Origin of the sequence: Sphingobium sp. B10D7B (genome assembly GCF_025961955.1) — a bacterium.
Lineage (GTDB): Bacteria > Pseudomonadota > Alphaproteobacteria > Sphingomonadales > Sphingomonadaceae > Sphingobium.
Map to the genome: position 1 here is coordinate 1,522,257 of NZ_JAOQOQ010000001.1, position 17,308 is coordinate 1,539,564.

Here is a 17,308-nt window from a genome sequence, read left to right on the forward strand (position 1 = left end):
GGGCTCAATGCCCCCGAAGTCACTTCAAAAGGGGTGATGACCAGCACCACCCGAACCCCTCCTCTGAAGAGGAGGGGCCTTTGCGCGTGTCAGGCCTTGGCCATGCTGTGGCCGCTCATCACCTTGCGCGGCTCCAGCGGCGCTCCAGCCGTTTCTTCCGGTTGCAGGATCATCGCGCCGAGCGCGGTGTTGGAGGCCGGGATGTGGTAGAAGGTGTAGAGGTCACGCACCTTCTCCGGCAGCGCGCCGCGCATGATCAGCCACATGACCAGCTCAATGCCTTCCGATCCGCTTTCGCGCAGATACTGGATGTGCGGCATCTTGCTCAGCTCTGCGGGATCGCTGATCAGCTTGTCGATGAAGTTCAGGTCGAACTCCTTGTTGATCAGGCCGGCGCGCGGACCCTGAAGCTGGTGGCTCATGCCGCCTGTGCCCCAGACGTGGACATTGAGGTCTTCCGGGAAGCTCTCGACCGCGGCGCGGATGCTGTCGCCCAGGCTGAAGCAGCGCTTGCCCGACGGCGGCGGATAGGTGACCACGTTGACCGGGAAGGGAATAACCTTGCACGGCCACTCTTCCGGCTCACCGAAGATCATCGAGAGCGGCACGGTGCAGCCATGGTCGACGTCCATCTGGTTCATGATGGTCATGTCGAACTCGTCCAGGATCAGGCTCTGGGCGATGTGCCAGGCGAGATCGGGATGGCCCTTCACGTCGGGCACGGGCCGGGGGCCCCAGCCTTCGTCCGCCGGCTTGAAGCTCTCCGCGCAGCCAATCGCGAAGGTCGGGATGATGTTCATGTCGAACGCCGAGGCGTGGTCGTTATAGACGAGGATCACAACGTCGGGGGTGTTGCCCGGCTGCTTGATCCACTCCCGGATCGGCTCATAGCCCTTGAAGACCGGACCCCAATAATCGTTGTCGCTGGTCTTGGTCTGCATCGCCGCGCCGAGCGCGGGAATGTGGCTGGACGTAATGCCCGTGGTAACGCGTGCCATGATCAAAATCCTCCCTTGATCGAGCGCACGCCCTCAGGCGAACGACCACCGTCGATCATCATCTGTGCATATTCTTCCTGCGTCATGCCGGTCATCGATCCGGCAGCGAACTGGAAGCTCTTGCCATCGGTCGAGAAGAGCTTGGAGAGGAAGTAAACATTCCCGCCCTCGTCGATCATGGCATTGTAGTCGCGGGCCAGCACGGCCGCCTTGGCGGCGGGCGTCAGGTTCCACTCGTCGAGATAGGCGCTCTCGTCCGCCTTGAACCGCTCGCGATTCTCGGCCTTCATCAGGCTCATCGCGAACTGGTTGAGATTGTAGCCCCGGCGCGCGCGCTGGGCCGTGAACACGCGGGTGCCGGGAATGTCGTCAAACTCGGCAAGATAGGCGTGAACGTCGATTCTTTCTTTCTTCTCGGTCATGATATCCTCTCTTAGAGCCCGCGGGCGTTCAGCTTGGCGTCGAGACGCGGGAAGACGCGGCGGGTATTGCCCTCAAAAATCGCGTGACGCTCCTCGTCAGAAATGTCGAGCGCATCGATATAGCGCTTCGTATCGTCGAAATAATGACCGGTCGTCGGGTCGATCCCACGCACGGCACCGACCATCTCGCTGCCGAACAGGATGTTCTTGTTATCGATCACGTCGGCCAGCAGGTTGATGCCGGGCTGGTGATACACGCAGGTGTCGAAGAATACGTTGTTCATGAGCAGCGTATCAAGGCTGGGTTGCTTGAGCATGTCCGCGAGGCCCCGGAACCGGCCCCAGTGATAGGGCACCGCGCCGCCGCCATGCGGGATGATGAAGCGCAGCGTCGGGAAATCGGCGAACAGATTGCCCTGCAGCAGCTGCATGAAGGCGATCGTATCGGCCGCCAGATAATAAGCACCCGTCGCGTGCATCGCGGGATTGCAGCTGCCCGAGACGTGGATCATCGCCGGGACGTCCAGTTCGACCATCTTCTCGTAGAAGGGATACCAGAATTTGTCGGTCAACGGCGGCTGCTTGAAGTGGCCACCGCTCGCATCCGGGTTCAGGTTGCAGCCGATGAAGCCCAGCTCGTTAACGCAGCGATCCAGCTCGGCGATCGAGCTGGTCATGTCCGCCTCTGGCGACTGCGGCAACATGCACACGCCAGCGAAGGTCTCGGGATAGAGGTCAACCACGCGGGCAATCAGGTTGTTGCAAGCCTGCGCCCACGGGACCGCCACCGACTGATCGCCGACATGCGGCGCCATGGCCGAGGCGCGGGGCGAGAAGATCGTCATGTCCGCGCCGCGCTCCTTGATGAGGCGCAACTGGTTCTGCTCGATGGTCTCGCGAATGTCGTCGTCAGAAATCTCGGGATAGGGCGGGCAGGGCGTGCCATTCTTGAACGCCGCCTTCTGCTGCTCGCGCCACTCGTCATGCGCCTTGGGCAGCACGGTATAGTGGCCATGGCAGTCGATGATCATCGTCATTCCGTCACCTTCCAGACTTTTCTGTTTCTGTAATTTTGGGCTGCGCAGCGGACACGGGCTTCGCGATCATTTCGGGATGCATGGCATCCAGAAAGGCCAGCTTTGCCTCAAGCCCCTGCGGCATCTCGACCGAACCGAGCAAGGCGCCCATCGCCCGCTGGCGTGTCACTGTCCCGCGTGTCATGGCCGGTTCGATGCCCAGCTCGGTAAGCGTCACGACCACCTCGTCCATCTCGGCGGCGCGCCGTGTGCCGTGCGCCAGCATCCGGTCGAGATTATAATCGATCTTTTCGGGCCAGTCTCCGCCGAGTGAGGCCAGCACATTCTCGGTCACGCCCGCGCGGCGGGCCGCGAGGATCATCTCTGCCGTCAGCGCCTCGATGCCCTTGATCATGACGGAACGGACCATCTTCGTCGCGCTGGCGGCGCCGACCTGATCGCCCGCAATCGCAACCTTGCTGAAGCCGATCGCGCGCAGCGCCGCTTCGCCCTGCGCAGCGTGCGGGCCGCTGATCAGCAGCGGCACAGTCATCGCGGCGGGCTGCACGGGCGACATGACCGCTACATCGACGTAACGACCGCCAGCCTGCTCGATCGCTGCGGCATTGCGCATCTTGGCGCCCGGCGACACGGAATTCATGTCGAAGAACAGCGCGCCGGGGGACAGGTGCCGCGCGGCTGCGGACGCTGCCGCCTCGGTCTGATCGGCGGTGACGAGGCTCAGGATCATTTCCGCGCCGGCTAGCGCGTCCGCCAGAGACTCGCAGCCCGTGACGCCCGTTTCGGTGTAAGCGGCGCGGATTGGGGCGGCCGTCTGCGGTTCGATTGCCTTGAGGTCGAATGCGCGCGCGTCGCTGCGCCATCCGGCGGCACCGGCGAAGGTTCGGCCCGCTTCCCCGAAGCCGATAAGGGCAATTCTCCCGCTCATGATCGACGCTGTGCCGCCTATCGAGCAGAATCGCAAATTTGTTCCCGCTCCGTGCCATAAGCAGAAGCGAATGGTTCCGTCGCGGCCCGGTCCAGCTCGGCGATGAAGGCGGCTTGTGCCGGGGCCGGTCGCCACTGCGCCCGGGTGGTGAGCGCGACCGCGCGGGAGAAGCCCCCGGGCGGGGCGCCAAGCGAGACGAGCCAGCCCGCCTCCTGCTCGACCGAGACCTGATCGGGCGAGAGCAGGGTCAGAAAGTCGGTTTGCATCAGGATCTCGCGGATCATCATCACCGAACCGCATTCGATCGGAACGGGCGGCGGGGCAAGTCCGGCCGTGCGGAACATCTCGTCGAAGCGCGTCCGCAGGGGCGCGCCGGGCGACGGCAAGATCCAGGCATAGCCCGCGAGATCGCTCAACGGGCGATCCCGTGCTGGCCCTGCCTCGGGATGGCCCGCCCGCGCGATGATAATCACCTCATCCTCGAACAGGGGGCGCTGCATGAGGTCCGGGCCGGGCGGCGGATCGCGCATGGCGCCGACCATCATGTCGATGCTGCCGTCGCGCAGGGATTCCGCCAGTTCGCCATGCGATCCTTCCACGATCACGATTTCGATGGCCGGAAATGCAGCGTTGAGACTTGCCAGCGCGCGCGGCAGCACCCGAGCGCGGGAGAGCGGCATCGCCCCGATGGTGATCCGCGCCGGCACGCCGCCGGATTGGCCCAGGGCTTCGTCGAGGCCTGCTTCAAGCTCTGTTCGGGCAAGACGAAAGTTACGGGCGGTGCGCCGGCCCGCGTCGGTCAGCGCGATCCCCCGTCCGCGCCGCTCGACGAGCGACCGCCGGAGGATCAGCGACAGATCGCCAATGGCGCGATGCAGGGTCGGCTGCGAGAGGCCGCTCTGTGCTGCTGCCGCTGCGTAACTGCCGCTGTCCGCCACGGCGAGGAAGGCACGCAGTTGCGCCATGGTCACCCGTCGCGAGCCGATCAGTTCAGAGGCCTGCTCAACGCGCTCAGCCAGCGCCATCGCAGGAGGGAGGGGCGTCATGCCGTCCGTGCGCCGCTCGAATAGCTGCACGTCCATGATGCTTTCCACGCGAGCAATGGCTTGGGTCACAGCAGGCTGGGTCAGATGGAGCGTGCTCGCGGCGGCGGACACGCTTCCCTTGTGCGTTACCGCCGCAACGGCGGCGAGGTGGCGCAGATTGAACGAAAAGGGTGAGAGGCCCGATGCCATGAGGGCCAGACTTAGCAGATGCTTATGATCTGCGCAAAGTTCGGGGTGGATTGACCGGACGCCGTTCCCCTATTCTATACGGGAGCAAGGCTGTTGCCAGTTAATGTTGATCGAGAGGAGCAATCATGGGTGTGGTCGTACAGAATATCGAGCGTGCTGATCCTGAGGTGATTGACGGTCTGGCGGCGTGCGGTGTTGCGACGGTTCATGAGGCGCAAGGGCGCACGGGCTTGCTGGCGAGCTACATGCGGCCAATCTATGCCGGTGCGCGGATCGCGGGCAGTGCAGTGACGATCAGCGCGCCTCCGGGCGACAACTGGATGGTGCATGTCGCCATCGAGCAGTTGAAGGCGGGCGACGTGCTGCTGCTGGCCCCGACCAGCCCCTGCGAGGATGGCTATTTCGGCGATCTGCTGGCGACCTCGGCGCAGGCGCGCGGCTGTCGCGGTCTTATCATCGATGCCGGCGTGCGTGACGTGCGCGACCTCACCGAGATGACCTTCCCGGTCTGGTCCAAGGCGATCTACGCGCAGGGCACGGTCAAGAACACTCTGGGCAGCGTCAACATCCCGGTGGTCTGCGCCAATGCCCTGGTCAATCCCGGCGATGTGATCGTGGCCGATGATGATGGCGTATGCGTCGTCCCCCGCGCCAATGCCGCCAAGGTGCTTGAGGCGGCCCGCGCGCGCGAAGCCAATGAGGGCGAGAAGCGCGAGAAGCTGGCCTCCGGCGTGCTGGGCCTCGACATGTACAAGATGCGCGAGCGCCTGGAGAAGGAAGGCCTGAAATATGTGTGAGGCACGTCGGCCTCGGAATGCATCTCCGTTCGCTTTGAGCAGGAGGCTGTGATGGACGGCATTACCTGCATGTGGATGCGTGGCGGCACCTCCAAGGGCGGCTATTTCCTGGCGGACGATCTGCCCACGGATACCGCCGCCCGCGATGCCTTCCTGCTGCGCGTCATGGGCTCGCCAGACCCGCGCCAGATCGACGGCATGGGTGGCGCCGATCCGCTGACCAGCAAGGTTGGCGTGGTCAGGAAATCGAGCCGCGAAGGGGTCGATGTCGATTATCTCTTCCTGCAAGTGTTCGTCGATCAGGCGATTGTCACCGACGCGCAGAATTGCGGCAATATCCTCGCGGGCATCGGTCCGTTCGCCATTGAGCGCGGTCTCGTGCAGCCAACCGGCGATGAAACCCGCGTCGCCATCTTCATGGAGAATACCGGCCAGGTCGCCGTCGCCACGGTGCAGACGCCCGGCGGCCAGGTTCGCTATGATGGTGACGCCTCGATCAGTGGCGTGCCTGGTACATCGGCGCCCATTCCGCTGTTGTTCCGCGATACCGCTGGCTCATCCTGCGGGGCTCTGCTGCCGACCGGCAATGGCGTCGACGAGATCAATGGCATCAAGGTCACGATGATCGACAATGGCATGCCCTGCGTGGTCATGCTTGCCAGTGACGTCGGCGTGACCGGCTATGAGGATCGCGACACGCTCGACGCCAATGCGGAAATGAAGGCGAAGGTCGAGGCCATCCGCCTCAAGGTCGGCGAGATGATGAACCTTGGCGACGTGACCGAAAAGTCCGTCCCCAAGATGATGCTGGTGGCGCCGCCGCGCGAGGGTGGGGCCGTTACCGTGCGTTCGCTCATCCCGCATCGTGTCCATGCCTCCATCGGGGTGTTGGGTGCGGTGAGCGTGGCGACGGCATGCCTTATCGAAGGCTCTCCCGCCGCCTCCGTCGCCAAGGTGCCCGAGGGTGCGACGAAGACGCTGGGGGTCGAGCATCCGACCGGCGTCACCGAATGCGTCGTGACCGTGGACGCTGACGGACAGCCGGTGGAAGCCGGCATGTTGCGCACCGCCCGCAAGCTGATGGACGGGGTGGTGTTCGGCTGAACATCCCATGCGTCCATGGCAGGCTCCCTGCACCTCGGAGCAAGTCCGTTCGCCCTATACTTGTCAAAGGGCTGTTTCATCTGGAACAACCGAGCGGAAAGTGAGAACCGGGCTTCGACAGGCCCAGCCCGAACGGAACCAATGAGATGATCGAACGCATCCTTTCCTGGCATAGCAACCCGAGCAAGCCCGCCTACACGCCGCCGCCGGGCGCCGTGGATGCGCATTGCCACGTGTTCGGGCCGATGGCGCAGTTCCCGTTCAGCGCGAAGGCCAAATATCTGCCGCAGGATGCAGGCCCGGACATGCTCTTTGCCCTGCGCGATCATCTGGGCTTTTCCCGCAACGTGATCGTCCAGGCGAGTTGCCATGGCACCGACAATGCCGCGACCCTGAACGGCATTGCCGTTTCTGACGGGAAGGCGCGCGGTGTCGCCGTGGTCGATCCCGCGATCAGCGAGGCCGAGCTTGAGGCGCTGCACGCCGGCGGCATGCGCGGCATCCGCTTCAACTTCCTCAAGCGCCTGGTAGACGATGCTCCCAAGGACAAGTTCCTTGAGGTCGCGAGCCGGCTCCCGGAGGGCTGGCATGTTGTCATCTATTTCGAGGCGGACATTCTCGAAGAACTGCGCCCGTTCATGGACGCGATACCGGTGCCGCTGGTGATCGACCATATGGGCCGGCCCGATGTGCGCCAGGGACCGGACGGTGCGGACATGAAGGCCTTCCGCAACCTGCTCGATAGTCGCGATGACATCTGGTTCAAGGCGACCTGCCCGGACCGGCTCGATCCCGCCGGTGCGCCTTGGGATGATTTTGCCAATGCCGTCGCCCCGCTTGTCGCCGATTATCAGGATCGGGTCATCTGGGGCACCGACTGGCCGCACCCCAACATGCAGGATGCCATCCCGGACGATGGCTTGCTTGTGGACATGATCCCACGCATCGCGCCGACGGAAGCGTTGCAGCGCAAGATGCTGGTGACCAACCCGATGCGTCTATACTGGCCTGAAGAACTTCGCGCTGGGTCATAGCCAGTTCGATAACGAGAGACCAAACAGGCCCGAAACCGCAAGCTGACTGGAGAGAAGAATGCCGTTTCCCGCAACGCCGGACTATATGGGCCTCAACACGCCAGTCCGTCAGGAAGTTTCGCTCAAGGGCCTCACGGCATCCGAGGGCACCATTCCGGCGGATGTGCGCGGCGCTTTCTTCCGGGCAGTGCCCGATCCGCAGTTCGAGCCGTTCTTCCAGCCCGATACCGCGCTCTCCGATGATGGCATGATCAGCCGCATCCTCTTCAATGAGGACGGCACGGTCGATTATGACATCAAATATGTCCAGACCCCGCGCTGGAAGGCCGAGAACGCCGCCGGCAAGCGTCTGTTCGGCCGCTATCGCAACCCCTTCACCAATGACGCGTCGGCCGAGGGCGTGGAGGGGACCGTCTCCAACACCACGCCGGTCTGGCATGCGGGCAAGCTCATCATGACCAAGGAGGATGGGCCGGGTCATCAGGTCGATCCGCACACGCTGGAGACCATCGGCGCCTATGATTTCGGTGGCGCGCTCAAGTCGCAGACGATGACGGCCCATGTCCGCATCGATCCCGAGACCAAGGAGATGTTCGTCTATGGCTATGAGGCGGATGGCCTCTGCTCTAAGACCATCGCTTATTGGTGGACCGACAAGGACGGCAAACTTGTCAAGGAACAGTCGTTCGAGGCGCCGTTCTGCAGCCTTGTCCATGACTTCGTGATCACCGAGAACTACGCGATCTTCCCGCTGCAGCCCACCACCGCCGATCTTGAACGCGTGAAGGCGAAGGGCGCGCACTGGGTTCACCAGCAAGATCTGGAATATCACATCGGGGTGATGCCGCGTTATGGCGATGTGTCCGAGATCCGTTGGTTCAAGGGACCGAAGGGCGCCTCCAGCTTCCATATGATGAATGCGTTCGAGACGCCGGACGGCAAGGTCCATATCGATCATCACATCACCGACACCATCGCCTTCCCGCACATCCGCGCGGACAGCGGTATCGATATACAGCCTTGGGAGCTGGGCGGCGGCTTTCAGCGCTGGACGGTCGATATGAAAGGCGACGGTGATGGCGTGGAGGTCACGCCGCTCGGGCCTCCGGGAGACATGCCGCGCATTGCCGATGCCGATCAGGGGCGCCCGTACAAGCGGGGCTGGTATTGCAGCATGAACCCGCAGCCCATGGGGCCACCGCTGATGGGCGGTGTCGTCGGCGCCATGTTCACCGCGCTCCTGCGGAAGGATTTCGAGACCGGCGCAATCATCGGCTATAATCTGCCGCCGGCGCATGGAATGAGCGAGACCGTGCATGTGCCATCGAGCGAGCTCGGTCATGAAGGCTGGCTGGTCGGCGTCGTCGATCATGAGACCGCGCCGGACCAGTTCGAGCACGCGGTGTGGATCTGGAACGCGGGGGATCTTCCGGCCGGGCCAGTCGCCAAGGTGCCCGTGCCCACCCGGATGCGGCCGCAGGTCCATGGCTGGTGGGTGCCGATGGCGGCCTATCAGGCGGCGAAAGCGGCCTGATCCTTTCGCACGCCCAAGGGCGCAGGTGTTAGAGCCTGCCCCCTTGGACGGCGGTGATGTTTCGTCCTACCACCTTGGCGATCAAAGCGTGCTGATCATCCGCACAGTCTCGGCAAACCGTCCCTCGCGCTCCGCCGAGCGAAGGAAGCGGACATTCTCGACGAGAATTTCCTCGGGCGTGGGCACTTGCTGAAAGAGCGCCATCACTTCCGCAGCATAATCATCGAGCGGCATATAGTTTTCCCGGGTGGACTGGCCCGGGGTTAGCTCGGTGCGCACAGCTGGCGGGGCCAGCTCGATCACCTCCACCTTGCCGCGCAGCTGTTCCCGCAGGGAGACCGTCCAGCTATGCAGGGCCGCCTTGCTCGCGCTGTAGCTCGGCGTGCCGATCAGTGGCACGAAGGCGAGGCCGGAGGTCGTGTTGACGATCGCGGCGTCTTCCTGCGCCGTCAGATGCTCGATCAAGGCATTGGTGAGACGGATCGGCCCCAGCACATTGGTGATGAAGGTCTGCTCCGCCACAGTCGTGTCGCCACGTCGCGTCAGATCCTCGCGCTGCATGATGCCGGCATTGTTGAATAGGATGTTGATCGCCGGAAAGCGGGCGATCGCTTCGGCCGCGAATGCTTCGATGCTTCCCGGATCGCTCGCATCGACAGTGAGCATGTGCATGCCCGCGCGACCCTCGATGGTTTCAGCCAATGTCGCTGCGGTCCGCCCCGCGACGATCACCGTGTTGCCGAGCTCGTGGAAATGGCGCGCCAATGCGCGGCCAATACCCGAGCCGCCGCCGGTGATGAGAATGGTGTTGCCAGTGGTCTTCATGCCGTCTGCTCCAAATTCTGCTGGTGGACGACTGCTCATTTAAGTCCTAGCTTTCAGAACGAAAGAAGGCACCGGAAAGATTGATACTCACCGGAAAGAGAGTGTGAATGACAACTCAAGCGAAGCGCCCAAGCGTGCCAGCCAGCCCCGATCGCTACGATCAGATCGATCCCCGCGTGGAAGCGCTGGTCAATGACCTTATCGGCCAGGTCGCGGACAAATGGACCATGCTGCTGATCGAGGTGTTGCATGACCATGGCGAGCAGCGCTTTACACGCATCTTCGAGAAGATGCCCGGCATCAGCCAAAAGATGCTGACGCAGACCCTGCGGCAGATGGAGCGCAACGGTCTGGTCCACCGCACGGTGCATCCGGTCGTGCCTCCTCATGTGGATTATCGGCTGACGGAGCTGGGGGCCAGTCTGGGCGAAGCATTTTGTGGCGTGTGGACCTGGGCGGAGGATCATCTGCAAGACATCGACGCCGCTCGCCTGAGATTTGATGAGGCCCGCACTCGTTAAGTGAGCCGGGCAGGGCGACCGCTAACTCGCCGCATTCTGTTTTCACGAACGAAGTGGCAACGAATCACGCATTCAAGTTGGGGTCTTAGCCGGCCTCCGCCTCCATCGCGGCGGCCGTTCGCCTTTGCCGTGCTTCAAAGATGCACAACCAGACATGTTCCTGCGCTCTTGAACAAGCGCGCTGATGCATAACTCCCACGCCGGGACCAAAAGTTCGGCCATCGCGCTGCCGCCGTCTCCTTTAAGTTGATCCTGTCCGGAATTCCTGCCTATATCAACGAGCCTAAAAAACGGCTCCTGTATGCTCTGCGAGAGGTCGCAAAGACCCGCGCAATGTGAGGCTGCATCGAGCCGCACAGGTGAGGAGAAGATGTGATGAACAGGAAGTCCAGAATCCGCCCATTGCTGTGCGCCGGTTCGGTTACGGTGATGGCCATCGCGGCGGCGACGCCCGCTATCGCGCAGCAAGATGCCGCCCCGCAGGCCGACAGCACCCCCGATATCATTGTTACTGCACAATTTCGGTCTCAGCGCCTGCAGGATACGCCACTGGCGATCACGGCGGTGGATGCGGCGCTACTTGAAGCGCGCAATCAGGATGACATCGCTGCGGTCGCCCGGCAGGCGCCCAGCGTGACCCTCACCCCCATGGGTGGCGCGTTCGGCGATTCCATGGGCGCCTCCATCCGCGGCATCGGGCAGTTCGATTTTAACCCGGCTTATGAGCCGGGCGTCGGCCTTTATGTTGATGATGTCTATTATCCGACCCTCACCGGTGCCAATTTCGACCTGCTCGACCTGGAGCGCGTGGAAGTGCTGCGGGGCCCGCAGGGAACGCTCACGGGTCGCAACTCGATTGGGGGCGCGATCAAACTGTTCTCGAAGAAGCCGGAGGCCGATCCGAGCGGTTTTGCCGAAGTGAGCTACGGCTCGCGCAACCGCGTGGAAGTTCGGGCGGGGGCGAATTTCCCGATTACGGATATGCTCTTCGCCCGCGTTTCCGGCGTCCATAAGAGCCAGCGGGGGTATGTCCAGCAGATCGATTATGGCTGCGCCAACCCCGGCAATCCCGAGGGCATCCTGCCAGCCGTGCCGACCAACACCGACTGCGTGGTCGAGGATCTGGGCGGCATCAATTATTCAGGCGTACGCGGCGCGCTGCGTTATGCCGGCGAGAAGCTCGATATCCAGATCATCGGCGACTATCAGTATTCCGACCGCCCGAGCGCTGCGGAAGTGCCGATCGTCGCGCAGGGCGATGCCTCGAACTTCCTGTGCGGACCGTGGTGCACCTATGCAAGCTGGGGGCTGCCGGCGGGCGGTCAGGCCGGCAACTGGAATACGGGCAATCGTAACAAGTTCCGTGGCTGGGGCGTGTCTGGCCATATCGATTGGGATGTGACCGACAATCTTCAGGTCCAGTCGATCACGGCCTATCGCTCCTACAACAACCGCTGGGGCACGGACGACGATTTCACGCCGACGCTGACGCGGGCCGCTGGCGGCTTCAACGATCTTGATTTCTGGTTCGTGAGCCAGGAGCTGCGGGTCAACGCCAAGCTTGGCGACATGGCCGATTTGACCGTGGGCGGCTATTATTCCGACCAGCGCAGCACCTACTTCACCATTCAGGATATCCGCTACATCATCCCCGGCGTGCCGCTCCAGTTCCTCGGCAACGATCCGATCAATGCGGACAGCAAGGCCGTGTTCGGCACCGCGATCGTCCGTCCGGTTGATGGCATGACGATCACGGGCGGTATCCGCTACACTGAGGAGCATAAGGACTACACGTTCATCCGGCGGAACCTCGACAATACCGCGCCGCTCTTCCCCGATCCGTTCGGCCTCTCGGCTCTCAATAACCTGAAGGCCGTGTACGACGGCAGCCGGGTCGACTGGCGCTTGTCCGTCGATTACCGCTTCTCGCCGGAAGTGTTGCTCTATGGAACCGTGGGCACGGGCTTCAAGGGCGGCGGCGTCACCGCGCGCCCGTTCCTGCCGACGCACGCGACCCAAGGCACGTTCGGGCCGGAGACCGTCACAGCCTATGAGATCGGCCTGAAGACGGATCTGCTGGACCGTCGCCTGCGGGTGAACCTCGCCGGTTTCTACAACGACTATAAGGCGATCCAGCTGCCGCTCTCCGACTGTTCGGCTTATGGCGGCGGGCCCTGCGCGGTCATCGCCAATGCCGGCGACGGCAAGATGTGGGGCTTTGAAGCCGAGGTTTCGGCAACCCCGGTCGACAATCTGATGATCGACGCGTCGCTGAGCCTGATCGGCTCGGAGTACAAGTCGATCTCGCCCGCCGTCGGCAGCACCATCACCGCCGGCAGCCCCATCGTTTCGCCCGAAACACAGTGGAGCGCAGGCATTCAATATGAGATCGACATGGGCGGGTCCGGCTCGATCACGCCGAGGCTGGACGTTGCCTATCGCGGCCGGCAGTTGGCCAGCAGAACGCTGAATGCGGTCAACCCGGACTTCGAATATTTTCCGTCTTACGTGCTCGGCAGCACCCGGCTGACCTGGCGCAATCAGGATCGCGACCTCGCCGTGTCGTTCGAAGTCACCAACCTCTTCGACGAATATTACTACACGTCGCGGTTTGACGCGGTCTACGGCTTCGCGGGCACGGCCTATGCCAATGTCGGCGCGCCGCGCGAATGGCGCGTGTCGATCAAGAAGGACTTCTGAGGCCCTAGGGCGAGATAAACTTGAGGAGGGCGGCCGCGTGGTCGCCCTCATTTCCTTTGACCGCCCCATGATCCCACAATAGCAATAGTCGCCAGAGCGAGAGGCCGCACAGGCCCGCAAGGAGAGGTGAGCGCATGAAGCTAGTTTTACCGCCTGGAATGTCACCCCAACGCTTCGATGCCGCCGTCAAGGCGTTGCAGGCTGCGGTCGGTGCGGGCTGGGTGATGACCAGCGATGAAGATCGCGATGCCTATGCGGATATCTATGCGCCGGGTCCTGAGACACTCTGGACCGCATCGGGCGCGGTAGCCCCGAGCACGGTCGAGGAAGTGCAGGCGGTCGTGCGCATCGCCAATGAGCACAAGCTGCCCCTCTGGACGGTCGCGCGCGGCAAGAACCTTGGTTATGGCACGGCAGCGCCGCGGATGCCGGGCTGTATGGTGCTGGATCTCGGGCGGATGAACCGCATTCTCGAGGTCGATCCGGAACTGGGCTATTGCGTCATCGAGCCGGGCGTCGGCTTCATCGATCTTTATGAGCATATCCAGCGCGAGAAGCTGCCGCTGATGATGTCCGTGCCCGGCAATGGCTGGGGCTCGGTGCTTGGCAACGCGCTCGATCATGGCATCGGCTACACGCCTTATGGGGTCCACGCCAGCAACCTGTGCGGCATGGAAGTCGTGCTCGCCAATGGCGATGTGGTGCGCACGGGCCTTGGTGCCATGGAGAACAACAAGGCCGCGCATCTTTTCCCGTTCAGCTATGGCCCGAGCTGGGACCAGATGTTCACCCAGTCCAACTTGGGCGTCGTGACCAAGGCCGGCATGTGGCTGATGCCGGAGCCGGAAACCTCCGTAGAGCTGAACCTTGAAATCCCGCAGGCCGAAGACATCGGCTGGGTGATCGACACGCTCACGCCCTTGCGGCTTAATCGGATCATCGATCAGTCGATCTTCATTCCGAGTTGGCTTGGCAAGATGACGATCCTGGGGCAACGCAAGGACTTTTGGGACAAGCCGGGCGCCATTCCTGACTGGCGCGTGCAGGAGCTGCTCAAGGAGCACAAGCTCAGCTACTGGAACATGCAGCTGCGCCTCTATGGCGAGGAATCGGTGACCAAGGCCAAGGCGGCTGTCGTGAAGGCGGCTTTCGCGCCGCACCTCAAGACGCCGATCGGCGAGCGCTGGTGGCGCAAGGGGGATGCGACCAATGTGATGGACCTGACGCTCGGCGTACCTTCGGCCGTTCCGCTGCAGATGGGCGATTGGGTCGGCGGGCGCAGCGCGCATATGGGCTTCTCACCGGTCGTCCCGGCCACCGGCAAGCATGTGCTCGACCAGATGCGCCGCAGCCGCAAGATCATCAACGATCATGATGTGGATTTCTATGCCAGCTTCACCATTGGCGGTCGGTTCTGCAACAATGTGAACATGCTCATGTACGACCGCGACAACGACAAGCAGGTCGAGACGATCAAGACGCTGTTCAACGCGCTGATCGCCGACGCTGCCGCCCATGGCTATGCCGAATATCGCACCCATCTCGGCTGGATGGACGCGATCTCCGATACCTTCGGGTTCAACAACCACGCCATGCGGCGGATGACCGAGCAGGTTAAGAACACGCTCGACCCGAACGGCATTCTCTCTCCCGGCAAGAACGGCATCTGGCCCAGCGCCTATGCCGACCAGCGTGGAAAGGCTCTGGCATGAGGATAGGGCAGGTAACGAGCCTCATGACGCTGATGGCAGTCGGCGTGCTGATGACGACCTATGATCTGGGGACAAGGGACGCGCGGGCTGCCCAGCCCGGCGGTGCTCCGGTAGGCGGCCCGCCGCCCCCCTCCGCTTACGGTATGCGGGCGCAAATGGCGCCAGGGGACAGGCAGCATAATGCCAATAGCGGTGAAGCGCTGTTCTCCAATCGGTGCGGCGCCTGCCATTTCGATTGGGGGATGGGCACCAATCTGATCACCAAGCAGCAGGTAATGATGGGGAACCCGCCCGCCATGGGCCTGATCGCCAACCGGGACGATCTGACCGCCGATTATGTGAAGGCGGTCGTGCGCATGGGCAAGGGCGCGATGCCCCGCCAGACGCGCGTGGACATCACCGACTCCGAACTGGAAGCTGTTGCGGCCTATCTGGGGAAGGGTAAATGAGCGGCGTCTCGCGGCGGCAATTGCTGGGCGGCGCGGCGGTGGCAGGGGCTGTCGGCTTATTCGGCGCCCGGGCCGTCGCTGGGCCGGAGAAGGCCGCACGCATCGTTGTCTATGACAGCCGCAGAGCTGCAAGCCGGTCTTTCGCCGGGCAGTTCTTCGGCGTGCAGCAGATCGATCTTGCCGGAGAGCACAGCCGCAACTGGGCCGGCGTCCGCGCGATCCGCCGCAGCGGAGCAATGTCTGGTCCGGTAGCGGGTCTGACCGGGTGGAATGACTATGTCGCCGCCCGGACCTGGCTTGAGGATCGCGGGCTGCGTCTGCGCTCTGAACGGCGCGACGCGACGCATGACCTCATCGTCTGGACGATGGCCTGAAACTGATCGAGAGGAGAGGGCAGCGGCCCGCGTTACGATGAGCAGCAGCAACGACGTCACTTTGTACCATTGGGAGCCCAACGCCAATTCGGGCAAGCCCATGCTTACCCTCATCGAGAAAGGCGTGGCCTTCAACAGCCATTATCTCGACCTGCTCTCGTTCGATCAGCACAAGCCGGACTATCTGGCGATCAACCCGATGGGGACGATCCCGGCGATGACCCATGGCGGCCGGCTGCTCAATGAATCGACCGCCATGATGGAATATGTGGAGGAGGCCTTTCCCGGCCCCTCGATGATGCCTGAAGACCCGGTCGATCGTTGGCGCGTGCGGTGGTGGATGAAATATCTCGACCAGTGGCTTTGCCCGTCGTTCAGCATGATCGGCTGGAGCATCTTCATCGGCCCGCAGGTCCGGGCGCGCGATCCTGAAGAACTCAAAGCGGCGATCGACCGCATTCCCTTGCCGGAGCGCCGCACTGCCTGGCGCAAGGCGATCTACGGCTTGTTCAGCGAGGCCGAGCTGGCAGAATCGACGCGGCGGGTGAAGCTGGGCATCACCAAGCTGGAGGAGGCGCTGGGGCAGCGCGAGTATCTCGGCTCGGATCAATACTCGCTGGCGGATATCAATTGCTTCAATTCGGCTTACGGGCTCCCCTCCATGCAGCCCGACGACGTGAACGACGCAGAAACCCCCAACATCATGCGCTGGCTGCGCGCCATTGCGCGGCGCCCGGCCGTGCGCGAAACCTGGGCCTATAGCCGCGTGCCCCGCTTTGCCGAGCGCATCATTCCCTTGATCGAGGAGGCAGCGTGATGGCGATGACCCTGTATCATGGCGAGCCGACCGGCCCGTCGCTCACAGTGCTCGCCGCGCTGCTCGAGAGCGGTCTGGACGCGGAGCTGCGCCCCATCGATCTTGGCATGGCAGAGCGCCATGGCGGGACCGTGCCGCGCGCATTCGAGGTGGATTACAGCGTCGAAGGGGAAGGCCCGGTGCTCGTCGTCGACGGGCAGGCGCTGTGCGACAGCGTGTTCATCGCCTGCTATCTGGATGATGCCTCGCCCGGTTGTGGCCTGCGCCCGACCGATCCCTATGCGCGGTGGGAAATGATGGCCTGGTGTCGCTGGATGATCGAGCGCGTCGCGCCCGGCGCGGCCGCCCTGGCCAACCTGGCGTGGACGATGCCGCGCTTGGCTGCGCTCGATGAGGCGCGCTTCGATGCGCTGATTGCCCCCATTGCCTCGCAGGATCTGGCCGAGCGCTGGCGCGAGACGCGTAGCGGCCAGCTCTCGGCCGAGCATCGTGCTGCCAGCGAGGCACGGGTCCGTGAGGCCACGCAGAAGATCGAGGGCCGCCTTGAGGCGCGTGACTGGCTGATGGGCAGCTTCTCCATCGCCGATCTGGAAAGCTACGCCTGGGTGGCGCCGATGCGCGACCTTCTTTCCGATGCCTTCGCCGGCAAGCCGCGCCTGGCGGCGTGGCTGGCGCGGGTAGAGGCGCGGCGCAGCGTGCAGCGGGCGCTCGCGCAGGCGCGCGGCGCGCTGCCGGCTCACGTCTTTGCGCCCGGCCCGGAAATCAATCGCTGGGGCTAGGACGGAACGTCCCCCGCGCTCTCTCGTTGGATGATCGGCGGC

At 63.4% G+C, this 17,308-nt stretch carries 17 protein-coding genes; 11 read left to right on the forward strand and 6 right to left on the reverse strand.

Going from position 1 to position 17,308, the window contains the following annotated elements:
* Positions 1 to 89 precede the first annotated feature (89 nt).
* Genes M2331_RS07175 through M2331_RS07195 form a run of 5 tightly spaced genes read right to left on the reverse strand, consistent with a single transcriptional unit; the run spans position 90 to position 4,620 of the window.
* Positions 90 to 998, reverse strand: a complete 909-nt coding sequence (locus M2331_RS07175; protein WP_181559639.1) for a class III extradiol dioxygenase subunit beta — start codon at positions 996 to 998, stop codon at positions 90 to 92.
* Between the two features lie 2 nt (positions 999 to 1,000).
* Positions 1,001 to 1,420, reverse strand: a complete 420-nt coding sequence (ligA, locus tag M2331_RS07180) for a protocatechuate 4,5-dioxygenase subunit alpha (RefSeq protein ID WP_181559640.1) — start codon at positions 1,418 to 1,420, stop codon at positions 1,001 to 1,003.
* Positions 1,421 to 1,431: 11 nt separating this feature from the next.
* Positions 1,432 to 2,457 carry an amidohydrolase family protein gene (locus M2331_RS07185; RefSeq protein WP_181559641.1) on the reverse strand — a complete coding sequence of 342 codons (1,026 nt, stop codon included), beginning with the start codon at positions 2,455 to 2,457 and terminating at the stop codon, positions 1,432 to 1,434.
* A 4-nt stretch (positions 2,458 to 2,461) separates the two neighbouring features.
* On the reverse strand, positions 2,462 to 3,385 hold the full coding sequence (locus M2331_RS07190; RefSeq protein WP_181559642.1) for an NAD(P)-dependent oxidoreductase: 924 nt from the start codon (positions 3,383 to 3,385) through the stop codon (positions 2,462 to 2,464).
* Between the two features lie 17 nt (positions 3,386 to 3,402).
* Complete coding sequence (locus M2331_RS07195; RefSeq protein WP_181559643.1) at positions 3,403 to 4,620, reverse strand: LysR family transcriptional regulator; 1,218 nt, start codon at positions 4,618 to 4,620, stop codon at positions 3,403 to 3,405.
* Between the two features lie 122 nt (positions 4,621 to 4,742).
* On the opposite strand from M2331_RS07195, the gene ligK reads away from it, so the two are divergent.
* From ligK to M2331_RS07215, 4 genes are all read left to right on the forward strand, one after another.
* The gene (gene ligK, locus M2331_RS07200) at positions 4,743 to 5,417 is read left to right on the forward strand and encodes a 4-carboxy-4-hydroxy-2-oxoadipate aldolase/oxaloacetate decarboxylase (protein ID WP_181561414.1); all 675 of its coding nucleotides are present in this window, start codon (positions 4,743 to 4,745) and stop codon (positions 5,415 to 5,417) included.
* Positions 5,418 to 5,468: 51 nt separating this feature from the next.
* Positions 5,469 to 6,521: a 4-oxalomesaconate tautomerase gene (locus M2331_RS07205; protein WP_264592323.1), complete on the forward strand. Its 1,053-nt coding sequence runs from the start codon at positions 5,469 to 5,471 to the stop codon at positions 6,519 to 6,521.
* 146 nt (positions 6,522 to 6,667) lie between these two features.
* Complete coding sequence (locus tag M2331_RS07210) at positions 6,668 to 7,555, forward strand: amidohydrolase family protein (RefSeq protein ID WP_181559644.1); 888 nt, start codon at positions 6,668 to 6,670, stop codon at positions 7,553 to 7,555.
* Positions 7,556 to 7,613: 58 nt separating this feature from the next.
* Complete coding sequence (locus M2331_RS07215) at positions 7,614 to 9,089, forward strand: carotenoid oxygenase family protein (RefSeq protein WP_181559645.1); 1,476 nt, start codon at positions 7,614 to 7,616, stop codon at positions 9,087 to 9,089.
* An 81-nt stretch (positions 9,090 to 9,170) separates the two neighbouring features.
* On the opposite strand, the gene M2331_RS07220 is transcribed toward M2331_RS07215, so the two are convergent.
* Positions 9,171 to 9,914: an SDR family oxidoreductase gene (locus M2331_RS07220; RefSeq protein ID WP_181559646.1), complete on the reverse strand. Its 744-nt coding sequence runs from the start codon at positions 9,912 to 9,914 to the stop codon at positions 9,171 to 9,173.
* Between the two features lie 107 nt (positions 9,915 to 10,021).
* Here M2331_RS07220 and M2331_RS07225 point away from each other — a divergent pair, with 107 nt between their 5' ends.
* The 7 genes from M2331_RS07225 (at position 10,022) to M2331_RS07255 (ending at position 17,266) form a co-directional block, all read left to right on the forward strand.
* The gene (locus M2331_RS07225; RefSeq protein WP_181559647.1) at positions 10,022 to 10,435 is read left to right on the forward strand and encodes a winged helix-turn-helix transcriptional regulator; all 414 of its coding nucleotides are present in this window, start codon (positions 10,022 to 10,024) and stop codon (positions 10,433 to 10,435) included.
* Positions 10,436 to 10,810: 375 nt separating this feature from the next.
* Entirely contained in the window at positions 10,811 to 13,135 is a 2,325-nt protein-coding gene (locus tag M2331_RS07230) for a TonB-dependent receptor (RefSeq protein ID WP_181559648.1), read from the forward strand.
* A gap of 158 nt (positions 13,136 to 13,293) precedes the next feature.
* A complete protein-coding gene (locus M2331_RS07235) occupies positions 13,294 to 14,847 on the forward strand; it encodes an FAD-binding oxidoreductase (RefSeq protein WP_264592324.1) in 1,554 nt (517 codons plus the stop codon).
* A gap of 23 nt (positions 14,848 to 14,870) precedes the next feature.
* Entirely contained in the window at positions 14,871 to 15,296 is a 426-nt protein-coding gene (locus tag M2331_RS07240; protein ID WP_184117306.1) for a c-type cytochrome, read from the forward strand.
* A complete protein-coding gene (locus M2331_RS07245; RefSeq protein WP_181559651.1) occupies positions 15,293 to 15,670 on the forward strand; it encodes a twin-arginine translocation signal domain-containing protein in 378 nt (125 codons plus the stop codon). The genes M2331_RS07240 and M2331_RS07245 overlap by 4 nt, the downstream gene beginning before the upstream one ends.
* Before the next feature lie 37 nt (positions 15,671 to 15,707).
* Positions 15,708 to 16,487, forward strand: coding sequence for a glutathione S-transferase family protein (locus M2331_RS07250; RefSeq protein ID WP_181559652.1), 780 nt, complete (start codon positions 15,708 to 15,710; stop codon positions 16,485 to 16,487).
* Positions 16,487 to 17,266 carry a glutathione S-transferase family protein gene (locus M2331_RS07255; protein ID WP_181559653.1) on the forward strand — a complete coding sequence of 260 codons (780 nt, stop codon included), beginning with the start codon at positions 16,487 to 16,489 and terminating at the stop codon, positions 17,264 to 17,266. Before M2331_RS07250 ends, M2331_RS07255 begins: the two co-directional genes overlap by 1 nt.
* Positions 17,267 to 17,308: the final 42 nt, after the last annotated feature.

Bases quoted from the DNA above. Each gene is read 5' to 3' on its own strand.
- M2331_RS07175 (WP_181559639.1), bottom strand. From the start codon at position 998: ATGGCACGCGTTACCACGGGCATTACGTCCAGCCACATTCCCGCGCTC.
- ligA (WP_181559640.1), bottom strand. From the start codon at position 1,420: ATGACCGAGAAGAAAGAAAGAATCGACGTTCACGCCTATCTTGCCGAG.
- M2331_RS07185 (WP_181559641.1), bottom strand. From the start codon at position 2,457: ATGACGATGATCATCGACTGCCATGGCCACTATACCGTGCTGCCCAAG.
- M2331_RS07190 (WP_181559642.1), bottom strand. From the start codon at position 3,385: ATGAGCGGGAGAATTGCCCTTATCGGCTTCGGGGAAGCGGGCCGAACC.
- M2331_RS07195 (WP_181559643.1), bottom strand. From the start codon at position 4,620: ATGGCATCGGGCCTCTCACCCTTTTCGTTCAATCTGCGCCACCTCGCC.
- M2331_RS07205 (WP_264592323.1), top strand. From the start codon at position 5,469: ATGGACGGCATTACCTGCATGTGGATGCGTGGCGGCACCTCCAAGGGC.
- M2331_RS07210 (WP_181559644.1), top strand. From the start codon at position 6,668: ATGATCGAACGCATCCTTTCCTGGCATAGCAACCCGAGCAAGCCCGCC.
- M2331_RS07215 (WP_181559645.1), top strand. From the start codon at position 7,614: ATGCCGTTTCCCGCAACGCCGGACTATATGGGCCTCAACACGCCAGTC.
- M2331_RS07220 (WP_181559646.1), bottom strand. From the start codon at position 9,914: ATGAAGACCACTGGCAACACCATTCTCATCACCGGCGGCGGCTCGGGT.
- M2331_RS07225 (WP_181559647.1), top strand. From the start codon at position 10,022: ATGACAACTCAAGCGAAGCGCCCAAGCGTGCCAGCCAGCCCCGATCGC.
- M2331_RS07230 (WP_181559648.1), top strand. From the start codon at position 10,811: ATGAACAGGAAGTCCAGAATCCGCCCATTGCTGTGCGCCGGTTCGGTT.
- M2331_RS07235 (WP_264592324.1), top strand. From the start codon at position 13,294: ATGTCACCCCAACGCTTCGATGCCGCCGTCAAGGCGTTGCAGGCTGCG.
- M2331_RS07240 (WP_184117306.1), top strand. From the start codon at position 14,871: ATGACGCTGATGGCAGTCGGCGTGCTGATGACGACCTATGATCTGGGG.
- M2331_RS07245 (WP_181559651.1), top strand. From the start codon at position 15,293: ATGAGCGGCGTCTCGCGGCGGCAATTGCTGGGCGGCGCGGCGGTGGCA.
- M2331_RS07250 (WP_181559652.1), top strand. From the start codon at position 15,708: ATGAGCAGCAGCAACGACGTCACTTTGTACCATTGGGAGCCCAACGCC.
- M2331_RS07255 (WP_181559653.1), top strand. From the start codon at position 16,487: ATGGCGATGACCCTGTATCATGGCGAGCCGACCGGCCCGTCGCTCACA.